Annotated in this window: 14 protein-coding genes; 9 read left to right on the forward strand and 5 right to left on the reverse strand. The window is 49.4% G+C overall.

Translation table 11 applies throughout. The features are described 5' to 3' along the window. The first annotated feature begins 6 nt into the window (after positions 1-6). The 3 genes from AC506A_RS29855 (at position 7) to AC506A_RS29865 (ending at position 2,012) form a co-directional block, all read left to right on the forward strand. Positions 7-852 carry a carbohydrate ABC transporter permease gene (locus AC506A_RS29855; RefSeq protein ID WP_495464649.1) on the forward strand — a complete coding sequence of 282 codons (846 nt, stop codon included), beginning with the start codon at positions 7-9 and terminating at the stop codon, positions 850-852. Between the two features lie 119 nt (positions 853-971). Further along, entirely contained in the window at positions 972-1,175 is a 204-nt protein-coding gene (locus tag AC506A_RS29860) for a hypothetical protein (RefSeq protein ID WP_495464650.1), read from the forward strand. Positions 1,176-1,196: 21 nt separating this feature from the next. Then, positions 1,197-2,012: a serine/threonine protein kinase gene (locus AC506A_RS29865; protein WP_495464651.1), complete on the forward strand. Its 816-nt coding sequence runs from the start codon at positions 1,197-1,199 to the stop codon at positions 2,010-2,012. 124 nt (positions 2,013-2,136) lie between these two features. Here the strand turns inward: AC506A_RS29865 and AC506A_RS29870 are convergent, their stop codons facing one another. Both AC506A_RS29870 and AC506A_RS29875 read right to left on the reverse strand, forming a co-directional pair. Next, positions 2,137-2,982 carry an aldo/keto reductase gene (locus AC506A_RS29870; protein WP_495464652.1) on the reverse strand — a complete coding sequence of 282 codons (846 nt, stop codon included), beginning with the start codon at positions 2,980-2,982 and terminating at the stop codon, positions 2,137-2,139. A 24-nt stretch (positions 2,983-3,006) separates the two neighbouring features. Further along, complete coding sequence (locus AC506A_RS29875; protein WP_495464653.1) at positions 3,007-4,248, reverse strand: MFS transporter; 1,242 nt, start codon at positions 4,246-4,248, stop codon at positions 3,007-3,009. Positions 4,249-4,405: 157 nt separating this feature from the next. Between AC506A_RS29875 and AC506A_RS29880 the strand changes: the two genes are divergently transcribed. Continuing rightward, positions 4,406-4,798 carry a winged helix-turn-helix transcriptional regulator gene (locus AC506A_RS29880; RefSeq protein ID WP_495464654.1) on the forward strand — a complete coding sequence of 131 codons (393 nt, stop codon included), beginning with the start codon at positions 4,406-4,408 and terminating at the stop codon, positions 4,796-4,798. Positions 4,799-5,148: 350 nt separating this feature from the next. Here AC506A_RS29880 and AC506A_RS29885 read toward each other — a convergent pair whose 3' ends face one another. Next, complete coding sequence (locus AC506A_RS29885; RefSeq protein WP_495464655.1) at positions 5,149-6,882, reverse strand: M28 family peptidase; 1,734 nt, start codon at positions 6,880-6,882, stop codon at positions 5,149-5,151. A gap of 284 nt (positions 6,883-7,166) precedes the next feature. Here AC506A_RS29885 and AC506A_RS29890 point away from each other — a divergent pair, with 284 nt between their 5' ends. Together AC506A_RS29890 and AC506A_RS29895 are read left to right on the forward strand one after the other, a co-directional pair. Beyond that, positions 7,167-7,499: a PadR family transcriptional regulator gene (locus AC506A_RS29890; protein ID WP_495464656.1), complete on the forward strand. Its 333-nt coding sequence runs from the start codon at positions 7,167-7,169 to the stop codon at positions 7,497-7,499. Between the two features lie 6 nt (positions 7,500-7,505). Further along, the gene (locus AC506A_RS29895; protein ID WP_495464657.1) at positions 7,506-8,057 is read left to right on the forward strand and encodes a DUF2812 domain-containing protein; all 552 of its coding nucleotides are present in this window, start codon (positions 7,506-7,508) and stop codon (positions 8,055-8,057) included. Positions 8,058-8,123: 66 nt separating this feature from the next. Here the strand turns inward: AC506A_RS29895 and AC506A_RS29900 are convergent, their stop codons facing one another. Next, positions 8,124-9,125: an ABC transporter substrate-binding protein gene (locus AC506A_RS29900; RefSeq protein WP_495464658.1), complete on the reverse strand. Its 1,002-nt coding sequence runs from the start codon at positions 9,123-9,125 to the stop codon at positions 8,124-8,126. A gap of 197 nt (positions 9,126-9,322) precedes the next feature. Between AC506A_RS29900 and AC506A_RS29905 the strand changes: the two genes are divergently transcribed. The 3 genes from AC506A_RS29905 to AC506A_RS29915 are packed head-to-tail and all read left to right on the forward strand — an operon-like array spanning position 9,323 to position 12,241. Next, positions 9,323-10,327: a FecCD family ABC transporter permease gene (locus AC506A_RS29905; RefSeq protein ID WP_495464659.1), complete on the forward strand. Its 1,005-nt coding sequence runs from the start codon at positions 9,323-9,325 to the stop codon at positions 10,325-10,327. A gap of 1 nt (position 10,328) precedes the next feature. Beyond that, positions 10,329-11,372, forward strand: coding sequence for a FecCD family ABC transporter permease (locus tag AC506A_RS29910; RefSeq protein ID WP_495464660.1), 1,044 nt, complete (start codon positions 10,329-10,331; stop codon positions 11,370-11,372). 14 nt (positions 11,373-11,386) lie between these two features. Continuing rightward, complete coding sequence (locus tag AC506A_RS29915) at positions 11,387-12,241, forward strand: ABC transporter ATP-binding protein (protein ID WP_495464661.1); 855 nt, start codon at positions 11,387-11,389, stop codon at positions 12,239-12,241. Positions 12,242-12,299: 58 nt separating this feature from the next. Here the strand turns inward: AC506A_RS29915 and AC506A_RS29920 are convergent, their stop codons facing one another. Further along, on the reverse strand, positions 12,300-14,453 hold the full coding sequence (locus AC506A_RS29920; protein WP_495464662.1) for an acyltransferase family protein: 2,154 nt from the start codon (positions 14,451-14,453) through the stop codon (positions 12,300-12,302). Positions 14,454-14,576: the final 123 nt, after the last annotated feature.

Below are 14,576 nucleotides of genomic sequence, written 5' to 3' on the forward strand. Positions count from 1 at the left end.
TTCGAGATGATTGTAGGCTTAAAAAATCCGGTCGCTAAATTATTCTTCTATGGAATCCTTACCGTATGGGGCATATCCGTCTTATACCCCTTGCTTTGGACACTCCTAGACGCTTTGAAAAATAACGAACAGTTCTTCCGCAACGCGCCATGGTCCTTGCCGGAATTCCCGCTGCTATGGTCCAATTTCTCCTATGTATGGAGCACGTACAATTTCGGCACCTATTTCTTTAACTCGCTGGTCGTCACGGCGGGTTCCACGGGGCTTGGCCTTATCTTATCCGCTATGACGGCTTATGTGCTGGCAAGATACAAATTCAAGGGCAGCAACATGCTGTATCTGCTCTACATCTCTTCCATGATGATCCCTTTCGTGCTTGCTCTTATTCCCTTGTTCTTCTTAATGAACTCGATGAACTTGATTAATACGAAGCTCGGATTGATCGTCGTGTATGCCTCAAGCTTGCTGGCTTTCGGGATCTTCGTGCTCGTAGGATTTTTCAAATCGCTTCCGAAGGAACTGGAAGAAGCCGCTATCGTCGATGGTACTTCTTATTTCGGGACGTTCTTCCGGGTCATGCTGCCGTTATCGCAGCCGGGGCTCATCACCATCGCTATCATTAATGTCTTAAACATATGGAACGAGTATATCGTAGGTACGATTCTTGTTAATGATCCCATGCAATACACACTCCCTGTCGAGATTGGCGTCATGCGAGCGGAGATGCAGTATCGTACCGAGTGGGGTCCCCTATTCGCTGCTTTGCTCATTACGATCATCCCTGTTCTCTTCATGTATATTATCTTTCAGCGTCGAATCGCGAGCGGCATAACCGCTGGCGCCGTTAAATAAGATTAATAGGGCTGCCCATCGTCATCTTGGATGACATATGGGATAGCCCTTTTCTTACTTTCGATGGCTAGAATCCGTTATACTTGAAATAAATGGATTGTGGAGGTGGAATTTGCGACATGGCGATCCTTACCTTTCTCATCATCGGTTGGATTCTAAGCTGGTTTAAATTTGAGCGCTTGTTTATTCAAGCGTTTAAAGAGCTATTTAACAAGGAAGTATCCAAGGCTACTTACTATTTCTTGTTTTTGTTAATCGGTATTTTGGGCGAGATTGTTTTATTGTTTCAAGGGGCTTACTACGAATACTTCTTGCACAGCTAGCACCTAATCAAGGAGGAAGAAATGATAACACGTATAATCGATGGCGTTTCCTTTGGATTGAAAGAAGATTTCGACTTTGATTTTCTATCCGAATATGGCAAAGTCTTTGCAGTTTTCGATAAGCAGGATTCCGGGTATCTATGCTTTGGCGTTCAGTCTGGGAACAGAAAGCTGTTCTTGAAGATGGCCGGCGCAGCCACTACTGAGAGCCATGTTAGTCCGGATGAGGCCATAACTCGACTTCAATCCACCGTAGGTATTTATGAGGATCTACGTCATCCCGTGCTCATCGATATGATTGAATATAAGGTGATCCCCGGTGGATATCTGACTGTCTATGAGTGGTTCGAGGGCGAATGTATGGGCAAACAATATCAGTCTTATCATAAATTCATCGCTTTATCGCTCGATGAGAAGCTCGCCATCTACAAGAACCTCTTATTCTTTCACATCCATACCATCCAATGTGGTTATATCGCGATTGATTTCTACGACGGCAGTATCATGTATGACTTTAGTACGCAGCGGACTATGATTTGCGACATTGAATTGTATAGCAAACGACCTGTATTCAATACAATGGGTCGCATGTGGGGTTCAAGTCGGTTCATGTCACCGGAAGAATTTCAGCTAGGCGCAGAGATTGATGAACGATCCAATGTTTTCGTAATGGGAGCTACCGCATTTCAGCTGATGGGGGGCGGAATGGACCGCTCAATCGATAAATGGCAAGCTTCCGAGAAGCAGTATTCCACCGCTCTAAGAGCGGTTAGTCCTGATAAAGACGATCGATTTGCAACCATTGAAGACTATTACGAGGCTTGGGAGAACGCTTAACGAACACGCGGTAACGGGTACCTCACTTGCGGCTACTTTCCCGCCAATGTGCTCCAAACGAAAAGAAATGTTGCCCTATTGGCAACATTTCTTTTATCGGATATCTCCAACAGGCAGACCTAACTTAGAAATCGAAGTTGTCCGGATCCGGGCCAACGCGAAGGTTCTGATTCAGCTGATCGATGCGAGCTACCTCATCACCCGAGAGTTCAAAATCAAACAGCGATGCATTCTCGATGATGCGATGTTCTTTCGTCGACTTCGGAATCGTCACAATGCCATGCTGCAGATCCCAACGCAGGATGACTTGGGCAATCGATTTGCTATGTGCCTCTGCGATTTCTTTTAACACGGGATGATCCAGCAATTGACCCTGCATTAACGGGGACCACGCTTCGATTTGAATGCCGTGCTCCGCGCAGAATCGTCTTAGCTCCTGCTGCGATAATTGAGGGTGGAGCTCCACCTGGTTCACCATAGGTTTAACGGTGGCATCCTTCATTACATCTTCAAGATGATGGATTTGGAAATTGCTCACACCGATCGCTCGTACGCGGCCTTCTTTATAGAGCGTTTCGAGCGCCCGCCAAGCCTCTTTGTATTTACCTTGCACTGGCCAATGAATGAGATAGAGGTCGAGATAGTCCAGGCCTAGTTTAGCTAAGCTTGTCTCATAAGCTGCCAGCGTAGCTTCGTAACCCAAATCGGCATTCCACACTTTCGACGTCACGAACAGTTCTTCTCTTGTGATCGCAGACTCCGAAATGGCTTCGCGAATCCCCCGCCCTACACTCTGTTCATTACCATAAATTGCTGCTGTATCTACACTGCGATAGCCTTGTTTAATGGCCGTTTTGACAGCATGGACAAGCTCATCGCCTTCTGCCACTTGAAATACACCCAGCCCGAGCCAAGGCATTGTAACACCGTTGTGTAATGTGGTTGTATCTTGAATATGTTTCGAAATCATGTGAAAAACCTCCTGTGTTTATGTTTAGTTTGCTGTAGATGTGGATGTGGATGTAACTGTAACTGTGGATTTTGCTGAGCCGCTTGCTTCAGCTCGCCGCTCCAAGACGCGTGCTCTCCCCGTTAAGATAACCGCCCCGAAGACCATCAATGCTCCAACCCATGCGGTATGAATAAGTCCGATAGAGTCTGTCACCACGCCGCCCATAAAGGCACCAATTGCGATTCCAGCATTAAACGCGGCAATGTTGACAGCAGAAGCGACATCAACCGCTTTAGGCGCATAACGTTCAGCCAGAAGCACGACATACACTTGTAAGCCAGGCACATTCATGAAAGCCAGCAGTCCCATGAAGAAAATCGTAATCAAAGCCGCAATTTTGTACGGGACGGTAAACGTTAAGACGAGCAGCACGATGGATTGTAAAAGAAACATATAGAACAATGCAGAAACCGGCTTGCGGTTGGCCGCTTTACCTCCAATGACATTACCGATTGCAATAGCCACACCATATACAAGAAGAATGACCGCGATCGTTGCATCCTTAAATCCGGTTATATTGTGAAGCAACGGGGATAAATAAGTGAAGACGACAAAAGTCCCCCCGTATCCAACAGCCGTAATGGAGAATGCAAGCAGCAGCCGTCCATTCGTAACAAGCTTCAGCTGCTCGCGAAGCGGCGTCCGACTTCCTTTGCGCATATTCGCAGGAATCAAGATCAAGTTGGCGATCAAGGCAATAATGCCGATCACAACGATACCGATAAAGGCAGCCCGCCAACCCCATTCTTGACCGATTAACGTCCCCAGAGGCACACCTGTAACGGTGGCCACTGTAAGTCCGGAAAACATAATCGCAATAGCGCTCGCTCTACGGTTCTCGGGTACGAGATCTGCCGCAATCGTTGAGCCAATCGACATGAAGATGCCGTGTGCGAACGCAGAGATCACGCGAGCCGCAAGCAGAATGCCAATACCGCCAGCCCCTGCCGCAAGGCTATTCCCCACTATAAAAACAAGCATGATCCATAGCAGCAATGTTTTGCGCGGGACACTAGTCGTTAAGGTAGTCAGTATTGGGGCTCCGAGCGTTACTCCCAGCGCGTATATAGTTACCGTTAAAGCGGAAGTTGTCACAGATATATTCAAGTCTTGCGAGACTAGAGGCAGCAGTCCCACGCTAATAAACTCCGTTGTCCCGATTGCGAAGGCGCTTATGGCTAGCGCAAGCAGGGCTAATGTACTTCTCTTTTTATCGAGTGGCATGTGAGATGCCTTCTTTCGTTTGGTATTACCGGCCGGTAAGTGCTACTATAGGTGAAATAAGCTTGTATGAACAGTACGTACTTTTTAGTGATATAGGCACTTCTAAGTGCTATACGCACTAAAAAGTGCCTATTGGAGTTTCGGGGAGGAATGGTCTTTGCTTAAGAAGAAATACAACATCTCGGTGGAAGCAACCCTTGAGGTGATCGGGGGAAAATGGAAATGCGTCATCCTTTGCCATCTGACACATGGGAAGAAGCGAACAAGTGATTTCAGACGCCTCATGCCGGGCATTACGCAGAAAATGTTAACGCAGCAGCTAAGAGAATTAGAGCATGATGGCATCGTGAATCGGATTAGCTACAATCAGGTTCCGCCTAAGGTGGAGTATGAGCTCAGCGACTATGGACGGAGCTTAGAAGCCATATTAAATGCGCTGTGCAATTGGGGTGACACACATATTATTAAAGAATATGGTGATCGATCCGCTGTGCTGGAGGATAGCATTTTGAATAATAAGGACAATCAAATAGAAAGCCCCCTCATATAGAGGGGGCTTTGCAGGCTGCCCGAGAAAGTCTCGGGCAGCCGCTTTGTTGTCTATGCATCACGAATACAATTTTAACGGTTGCCAGCGTGGCTATTTCATACAAATAAGCCTTTTTGAAAATCTAACGGTTGCCACAGTCGTTATTTGCAACAAATGGGTCGATTCCAAGGGGAAAACGATTAAATAAGCTCGCTGGCAACCGTTAGCGTTGGAATGCGACGACAAAGTATGCACTCATCACGGAGGTACATAGAACCACCGTACCGCAAGCTAAAAAACCGACGTTGTATAAACACGGGTTTCTCGACAGACCAGCAAAGCCCCCTCGTATAGAGGGGGCTTTGCTATTATTACTGCTCAGCAACTTTGGCGTCCAGCTTATAGGTCGTTGCAAAAAATGCGGTAAGAATCGAAAATGGCAGAATACTCAAAGCGATAACAACCGGCGATATGGGCATCATAAACATGACAAAGATCAGCCAGCCTACCGGTACATAAAGCAGCAATATGCCGATTCCAAGCACAGACGAAGCAATCATCCGTCCAATGCGATGCCAATCCATAATGGCGACTATCAGCATTCCCAGCGTCGATAATGCGAATAAGTAACTGAGCTCCACGAACCAGAACGTTGTTCCGATCGTGAGCAGCAATTGAATGGGCAGCAAGCCTGCCAGTGCTTCGGCAAGTGACACTTTGCGCATCCGGAAGTACAAGACAGCAAGAATAATCAAGCTAAGCACAAAGAATAAGCAGAGAAATACAGGGTCATTGTTCGTAGATCTGCCAAGCCCCATCATCTGCGTTATCAACAAAACGATGCCCCAGCTCAGTAAGCCCATCGCCCCAATCGCACCCGCCAACCAACCCGTGCCGCTAATGATTTGGCGAAGCCTAACATTGCCCTGCCAAAGCTGCATAATCAACCAGACCATAGAAGCCAACACAGCTAAAGCAGCAAGCAAATAGGCAACTAGATCACTCATGACTACTAGATGGCCGGGTAACAAAGTGAAGAAGACACTGTCCCGATTTGAACGGCTGCCCCCGCCTATTTGCTCCCTCCCTGCGTAGTCAGCCATTTCCATCGCAGTCTGCAGAAAGTTATAAGCAGTACCACGATCCAAATTTTCAACGTTATCTGTCATCCGGTGATAGTGCTCCACACCCTCTGCCACTGCGAAATTAAGCCCTGGATAGCCCGCATTCATAAAGAAGGTCAGATCCGTACCATTGGGCATTTTGCGGTAAAGCCCGGTTGTGAACGAGAATGCGATAGGGCGCGTGCTTGCCGATTGAAAATGCTGCAAGAGATCATAATTCGGCGTAGACGTTTCGAACATTAGCAGACCGCCCCGATCCCCGCGTGCATCGAAGTTAATCGCGAGATCCATCTTACTCGTAAGCTCCGGATGCGACTTCACGAAGGCTTTTGCGCCTAACGCACTTTCCTCCTCCCCATCCGTAAACAAGAAGTAGAGATCATTCTTCAACAACTCAGGATGACTCGCTTGTTCGCGCATGGCTTCTAACAACGAACTTACGGAAACCATATCATCAGCCGCACCAAGGGCGTTATCCTCGCTGTCATAATGGGCCAGCATGAGGATGCCGCGATCCGTTTCAGGTGCGTCTAGTTTAACCCATATATTGCTCAAGGCCAGATCTTTCAAAGGCGGGCCTTCTCGATGAATAATTTCAATCGTTTCGTTTCCTGCAGCAGGCTTCTTGTCTCCGGAGGCAGGCTTCTTCTTTTCCATTCTAACTTCCCTCGGCGGGCCATCTTGGGCAAGATGATCAGCCTCCAAATCGGCTGCCGTGTATCGTTCATGATCAACGGTCGGTTCCAGCCCCATGTCTCGAATTTGTGCCAGTAGATGGGTCCGTACCGCTTCCAGCTCCTTGGAACCGGATGGATGCGGCGCGACCGTCATTGCCTTTAAATTGGCTAGCATCCGTTGAAAGGCGGGATAATCAACGTCGGACTCCGTTGGCGGTGATGGCGGCCGCATTTGCAGAAACCCTATCCAAAGCCCCGCGGTAACTACGATAAGCATAAGTATCATGGATAGCTTTCTATTCATACTTCCCCCTTGTGCCTCCTAGGCACTGCCCTCAGTTCCCTAGAGAGCAATTTGTCCACGCAATAGAACGGAAGTTCAGTTCCATCACCTTGGCATGATCAACTATACCTATGATAGCTCAGGCTTGGTTAAATTTCGGTAAAATTTTTAACTATTTACGACTGCCCCGCCTATTTTCCAACTTTTTCAATCCAACTATATTGACACCCGATATAACAGGGAGTATTATATCGTTATAAGATATATCGACTAACGATACATAAAGAGCGAAAGGAGTGAACCCTATGGTCAAAGAATCCTTGCCCCTTACAGAGGCATTTTATTACATTCTTGTAGCACTGCACGTAGCGCCCTCTCACGGATACGGGATTATGCAAGACGTCGAGAAGATGAGCAGCGGCCGCGTGAAGATCGGGGCGGGTACGCTCTATACGGCTCTGAACACCTTGCTGAATAAAGGGCTCATTCAGCCATTCCCCGCACCGGATGGCCTCGATCCCAGACGAAAGATGTATGCCATCACAGAGGATGGCAAGACGGTCGTAGCCGCCGAAATGATTCGGCTTGAGGAGCTTCTGAAAGCTGGACAGCTGGCTCTAATTTCATATAAGGAGTGATCCGAGATGAAACCAAACACGGAGAAAAAATATCGGCTGAACTTGAGCTGGGATTACGAGAATGAGGAAAGATGGATGAACGAGCTTTCCGCTCGCGGGCTGCACCTTCAGCAATCCGGGTTCTTAAGCGGCACCTTCACGCGTGATGAAGCCGTGCGCTATACCTATAGCCTGGACTATCAACCGGGTCTGACGAAGAAGAACGGCAAACTGCAGGAGTATATCGAGCTGTACCGTGATGCGGGATGGGAGTATGTCGTCTCTTACGGAGGGATTTGGCACTACTTTCGCAGAGAGTGGCAGCCCGGAGAGGTGCCTCGCCTATATTCCGACCGCGATTCGCTTACCGCTCATTATAAGAAAATTCAACGCATGATGGGTGTGGTGCTGCTCTTGAACATCGCGCTATGTACGATTAATATGGCGAATCTGCTGCCTCGCGGCCATCAATTCTGGGGCCTCTTATTTCCATTGGCAGCCATCTATATCTTCCTCTTCGCCTTACTGCTATATGGGTACGTAAAGATGGGAAGCAAGATCAACAAGCTTACGAAATAGACAACGAAAAGAAGAGGCTGATAACGCCCTGTACTTAGGACGTCTCAGCCTCTTTTGTGACGCATATTAGTTGATTTCGTAGATTTTGAACAGTTCATCGAGCATCAAGTTCGCTGCCTTTACGCCGCCGGCTGTATTCCAGATCGCATCGCTCACTCGAGTCGCCTTATTGTTCTTCACAACATTAAGGCTCTGCCACAGCGGATCCTTCAGCATTTCCTCTTCCATCTCCGTGCCCTTACCGTCACCGGTCTCGTAAGTAAAGTAGAACAACCGATCCGCATCCACTTCCGGAAGACGTTCCTTCGTAATTTCCTCAACGAATGTATCTTTATAATTCTTCTGATTATCAGGACGAGTAATGCCCAGCTTGGAGAACGCGAGCCCCGTGAACGTATCATCTAGGTAAATACGTGTTTTACCTGCCATGAACCGAACAACCGATACTTTCTCGTTCAGCTTGTCTCCTGCCTTCGTTTTGAAGTCAGCAGCGCGGTCATCGTAAGCTTTGATGATTTTCTCACCATCGGCAGTTTTGCCCAGTGCGTCCGCATACAGCATGAAGTTCGACTGCCATGCTCCGCGAAGGGTTTCCGAGAAGATCGTCGGCGCGATCGCATTCAGTTGATCATACACTTTCTCTTGGCGCAGCTTGTTCCCGATGATGAGATCGGGCTTGAGGCTGGCAATAAGCTCCACGTTCGGCTGACTTTCTTCGCCAACTACCGTTACGCCTTCCATGTCTGCTTTGATATGCTCATACCACGGATCGCCTGTCCATGATTTAACAGCGCCTACCGGCTTCACGCCAAGTGCGAGCAAAGCTTCTGTTCCTTCGTTCGTCAATACGACTATGCGCTGTGGAGTTCCTTTGATCGTGGTCTCTCCCATGGCATGAGTGACCTTATGCTCTTCGGAATTCGCTGTCGGCGTATCCGATGTATTACCCTCGGTATTGCTAGCGTTATTGCTAGAATTGGATTGCCCGCAAGCGGACAAGATGAGTGCGAATGTAAGCAACAGAACAGAGACAGACCACATGTACTTCTTCTTCAAAGCGGATACCATTACGTGAAAACTTCCTTTCGTGTTTGAAAATGATTATCATTGCCGTTTACAGATAGCAACTATAACAGGGATAAATTCGGATGTCAATGATCTTGAGAATCACTCTCATTGACATCGAAGTCCTCATCGCCTAGAATGACGAAGTGCAATTATTCTCTTCTATACATTAATTCTCTTAAGCTAGGAATGGGGCAATTATGAATACCTTACTTACAACGCGTTTTCAGAAGGTACTAGGCCTAATGGCTTGTCTGGTCCTTCTCGTCATGGGGATGATAGGCAGCATCGTCTTTGGAACAGCGAATATTAGCCTGCATACCATTCTGGAATCTTACACCTCTTATAATGGATCGCAAGAGCATCTCATCATCCAGACAGCAAGGATGCCAAGAGCTTTAATCGCAGCATTCGCCGGTGCCAGTCTTGCCGTAGCCGGCGCATTAATGCAGGGCATTACCCGCAACTCGCTTGCATCGCCAAGTCTCTTTGGCATCAACGCCGGGGCGGCTTTCTTCATTGTCGTAAGCTCCGCATTCTTCGGAGCAAGCAGTCTGGGAACATTCGCGACACTGGCATTCGTTGGCGCTGCATTTACGGCCATGCTTGTCTATGTCCTAGGCTCGATCGGCAGCGATGGGCTGACCCCGCTGAAGGTGACACTCGCAGGAGCTGCAATGACAGCTTTCTTCTCTTCCCTTTCGATGGGCGTGCTGCTTACAGGCGGCCAAACCTTTGATCAAGTTTTATATTGGTTCGTAGGCTCGGTGGCCGGGCGAGACATGCACATCTTCACGACCGCAGCCCCATATATGGGCATTGCGCTTCTAGGCACTTTGGTCCTCTCCCGTCATATGAATCTGCTCGTATTAGGGGAAGATGTCGCTACAGGGCTTGGGCAAACGACGGTCTACGTGAAACTCGCAGCTGCCGTCATTATTGTATTGCTGGCCGGCGGATCAGTCTCCATTGCGGGTCCGATCGCATTCGTCGGGATTATTATTCCACATATTACACGTTACGTGGTAGGCATTGATTTCCGCTGGGTTCTCCCTTATTGTGCCTTCCTCGGTGCTATATTGCTGCTAGTCGCTGATGTGGGTTCACGTTTTATTGCCTATCCCGGAGAAGTGCCTGTCGGCATCATGACCGCAATTATTGGCGTTCCGTTCTTCGTCTACATCGCCAGAAGGGGGGAGCGTTAACATGAGCAAGTCTCTGACACTGCGAAACAGTCGTCTCTCGTTTCTAATCGAACGCAGAACCTTGTCTGTTATTCTCCTATTAATCGCTGCCAACTTGGTTGGCGTCATTGTCTGTGTAGGTCTTGGCAGCACGGTTATAAGTCCGATAGCGGTGATTCGCACGTTGCTTGGCATAGGTGACCAAGCGGACTCCATGATTATTTTCAAACTGAGAATGCCACGTGTCGTCATTGCCATTATGGTGGGCTCGATGCTGGCTGTCTCCGGCGCTCTGCTGCAAGGTATCGTGCGCAATCCGCTTACTTCACCTGACGTAATCGGCATATCGGGCGGCGCCTCGCTTGGCACTGTGTTCTTCATTATTTATTTCTCTCATATCAGCATACGCTTCATGCCGCTCAGTTCGATTGCAGGCGCATTCGCTGCGGCATTCCTGATCTATCTCTTTGCCTACCGTCGCGGCATTACCCCGCTTCGGCTGGTGCTTATCGGGATTGGCATGGCAACCGCATTAACGGCAGCCACATACATGCTCATTCTAACCGCATCGTTTACGCCAACTGCCGTAGCTGTAAAAGCTTTTACGTTCATGACAGGGAGCATCTACGGGGTGTCCTGGAAACGTGATGTGCTGACATTGCTGCCGTGGATGCTCGTATTGATGCCAATTGCACTCCTATACGCCCGGCATCTAAACGTACAAGAGCTCGGTGATGAAGTAGCTACAGGCGTAGGCAGTTCCGTTAATGCCAAAAGAACGATTTTGCTAATTATCAGTGTCGCACTCGCAGGCACAGCCGTCGCCATTGGCGGTGCCATCAATTTCATCGGACTCATGGCTCCGCATATTGCACGCAAGCTTGTAGGACCCTCATATGGCGGTGTCATCCCGGTGTCCGCTCTAATTGGCTCACTGGTGCTGCTGCTCTCTGATCTGGTCGCCAGAGTCGCCTTTATTCCGCTCGATATTCCTGCAGGCGTATTTACAGCCGCAATCGGAGCGCCATTCTTTATCTTCTTGCTGTATCGCCATCGCAACTCGTAAAAGGAGTGAATCTTGTGTCCGTTATTGCAGCTAATAACCTCACGTTATCGTATGGAAAGAAACCCATTTTCTCAAATCTTGAACTAGAGATTCCTAAAGGCCAAATTACGGTGTTTATCGGGAGCAACGGCTGCGGCAAATCCACCCTGCTGCGCTCTCTCGCACGCTTATTGAAGCCGCAAGAAGGCTCCATCCTGCTCGACGGTTCCGACATTGCCAAGCTATCCAGCAAAGAAATAGCAAGGCGTCTAGCCATTCTGCCGCAAGGGCCGACAGCTCCGGAAGGACTGACCGTGCAGCAGCTCGTGAAACAGGGTCGCTATCCGTATCAGAGCTTTCTTCAACAGTGGTCCGCAGAGGATGAGAAAATGGTGAAGAAGGCGCTGCAAGCGACGCATATGGAGGAGCTGTCCGGTCGTACGGTAGACTCGCTCTCAGGTGGACAACGGCAGCGCGCTTGGATTGCGATGACGTTAGCGCAGAACACGCAAACGATATTGCTCGATGAGCCTACCACTTATCTCGATATGACCCATCAAATCGAAATTTTGGATCTCCTATTTGACCTGAATGCGCAAGAAAACCGGACCATCGTGATGGTGCTCCATGATATCAATCTTGCTTGCCGCTACGCACATCATATTGTGGCGGTTAAGGAAGGACGTATCTTTGCGCAGGGGCAGCCGGAGCACATTGTGAATGAGTCGTTTATTCACGAGGTCTTTAATATGGACTGCCAAGTCGTACAGGACCCAATCTTCGGAACACCGCTGTGTATTCCATACGGCAAGGGTCGGAGGCTTCTCGGGGAACAGGAACAGCATACTTCGATTGCGATTGAGAACGAGGCGCTCTTGGCGCTGCGCTAATAGAGCAGAAGAAGCCCCCGCAGGACTGTGTTCACACAGACCCGCGGGGGCTTCTTGTTTATGATTTGGCCAATGCGTCGACAAGTAATTGAGCAAAAAACTGCGCGCCGTTCTTCTTCAGATGAACGCCATCATTGCTAAAGAAATCGTCTTGACCTTTGCTTGCGGAATACCAGTCAATGAGCAAAATTCCCGGCGTCTTTGTGACCGTTTCTGCCAGCATGCCGTTTACGACATCCTGCCACTTGCGAGGAACGCGCGTGTTGACGAGAATGACTTTGCGTTCACTGCCAATTGCCGATAGCAATGTTTTCAGCTGCTTCTCTGTGAATGAGCCGTTCGTGCCAAGCTCGATAATGACGGTTTGTCCCAGCTTATTCATATCCTTCAGCTCCAAGACCACTTCGTCAGCCTCACCCATCTGCCGTCCGACTTTCCCGTCCACGACAATTCCTTTCACAAGCTCTTCGAGGTACGGCTTCGCATCCAGAAGGATCGAGTCGCCGATCACCGTAACACTGCCTGCAGCAGGTGCGATCGGTTTAAGTGGCTTTGAAGGTTTTGTAGGAGGAGTAGTAGTTGGCGGCGTGGTGGCTCCGTTGTCATTCGTATTCGTGCTGCCCTGCCCCTTCGCTCCGTTGTCCGTTTTCTCCTCTGCTGAACCCGCTCCGCCCGGTTTACTTGTCACCGGCAGATCAGGGCTTGTCCCATCCACTTCCGGCGGTTTGGTATCCATGTTGCCCGAATCACTTGGGTTCGTGTGGCCAAGGCTCGTATCGCTCGAATCCGTGACCTCTGAGTCCGCTTCACTCGGGATCAAATCCCCCGGCAACGCATCGTTCGGAGCCGCATCATCAGGAGTCATCACAACCGGACGATCCTCTGTTCCCTGACCATCTTCCGATACTGCCTGATCTGTTTGATCGTCAGCAGGCCTTTCATTCGAAATACCCGGCTTCAGAATGGGAATGCCCACCGATAAACCACCGTCTATCGCGTACAATTGCGTTGAGCATGATACACTGACAGCCATCAGCATGCAAAGTGACATCACCAGTACGATCCGACTTGCGCGAAACGGCTGCCGCTGCCTTGTAACCAACTGCGATAACTTGCTGCGGAGTTTGCCTAGCGCTCCACGCCGGATTGGCTCCTCGACGAAGCGCCAAGAGAGTTCGGCCAGCACAATAGCTGCAGTCACTTGCAGCAAGGCTCGCATCGCATGAAACTCATCTACCTCCGCCGCAGGGGTAGTCATGGCAATAATCGGATAATGATACAGATAAATGCCATAGGATCGCACGCCTAACCATCGAAGCGGCTTACACCCCATGATACGACCAAATCTGCTTGATGGATGTGCCAGCGAAGCGACAACAGCCGCAGTCGCAACAGACAAGACCACCATACCGCCGCGATACAGCATCTCGTCATATTCGCCAACAGTCGCAATCATGGCCAGCACAACAGCTAATCCACCGAAGCCGACGATATCCAGCACCATTTTCGTTTTGCTTCTTGCGTATTCGGACAGCTTCCAGCTTGGCCAAATGACAGCCAAAGCAGCCCCGATCAATAGACCAAATGCCCGTGTATCCGTTCCGTAATAAACACGGCTTGGATCAAGTCCCGGCACGTAGAGCGCAGCCATCAGCCCCGCGGATGCTGCCGCCCCTGCCAATATAACAAGCGCAAGCTTACCGCGCTGCGGGACCCAGCGCACTAACAGTACAAGCACCAAAGGCCATACGAGATAGAACTGCTCCTCCACGGCGAGCGACCACAAATGGCCAAACGGCGAAGGCGGTCCGAATGACTCGAAATACGATACTTGATGGAAAATCAACCGCCAGTTACTCGTGTATACCAGTGCTGAGCCAATCTCCCCTTCTAACGAAGAGAGCCTTGCCGGTTCTATATAGAGCAGCCAAGCTGCAACGAGCAGGAGCATGATAAACATAGCCGGCAGCAGCCTTCTCGCCCGGCGGATCCAGAAATCGCCGAGGTTCAGCCGCCTTGTGTGACTCTGTTGTTTTAACAATATATCGGTGATCAAGTATCCGGAGAGGACGAAGAAAATGCCTACACCCAGCAATCCGCCCGGTACCCACGATAGATTCAGATGATACGCGATTACCGCAAATACGGCAATTGCACGCAAACCATCGATTCCGGGCATGTAGCGACCACTGTTTCCTAATGGTTTTGGCATAGTAACATTCTCCTTCCGGCAGGGGACCGTTCCCCCTACTTGCTGACTGACTAACCTGTCTCTAGGCTGCATGTTTGATTATAAAACGATATGGCCCCTTTTGCGTTACAGAAGAGTTACATT

This window comes from Paenibacillus sp. N22P23, assembly GCF_059383735.1.

Excerpts from the sequence above, each read along its gene's own strand:
- AC506A_RS29855 (WP_495464649.1), top strand. The coding sequence starts at position 7 with ATGATTGTAGGCTTAAAAAATCCGGTCGCTAAATTATTCTTCTATGGA.
- AC506A_RS29860 (WP_495464650.1), top strand. The coding sequence starts at position 972 with ATGGCGATCCTTACCTTTCTCATCATCGGTTGGATTCTAAGCTGGTTT.
- AC506A_RS29865 (WP_495464651.1), top strand. The coding sequence starts at position 1,197 with ATGATAACACGTATAATCGATGGCGTTTCCTTTGGATTGAAAGAAGAT.
- AC506A_RS29870 (WP_495464652.1), bottom strand. The coding sequence starts at position 2,982 with ATGATTTCGAAACATATTCAAGATACAACCACATTACACAACGGTGTT.
- AC506A_RS29875 (WP_495464653.1), bottom strand. The coding sequence starts at position 4,248 with ATGCCACTCGATAAAAAGAGAAGTACATTAGCCCTGCTTGCGCTAGCC.
- AC506A_RS29885 (WP_495464655.1), bottom strand. The coding sequence starts at position 6,882 with ATGAATAGAAAGCTATCCATGATACTTATGCTTATCGTAGTTACCGCG.
- AC506A_RS29890 (WP_495464656.1), top strand. The coding sequence starts at position 7,167 with ATGGTCAAAGAATCCTTGCCCCTTACAGAGGCATTTTATTACATTCTT.
- AC506A_RS29895 (WP_495464657.1), top strand. The coding sequence starts at position 7,506 with ATGAAACCAAACACGGAGAAAAAATATCGGCTGAACTTGAGCTGGGAT.
- AC506A_RS29900 (WP_495464658.1), bottom strand. The coding sequence starts at position 9,125 with ATGGTATCCGCTTTGAAGAAGAAGTACATGTGGTCTGTCTCTGTTCTG.
- AC506A_RS29905 (WP_495464659.1), top strand. The coding sequence starts at position 9,323 with ATGAATACCTTACTTACAACGCGTTTTCAGAAGGTACTAGGCCTAATG.
- AC506A_RS29910 (WP_495464660.1), top strand. The coding sequence starts at position 10,329 with ATGAGCAAGTCTCTGACACTGCGAAACAGTCGTCTCTCGTTTCTAATC.
- AC506A_RS29920 (WP_495464662.1), bottom strand. The coding sequence starts at position 14,453 with ATGCCAAAACCATTAGGAAACAGTGGTCGCTACATGCCCGGAATCGAT.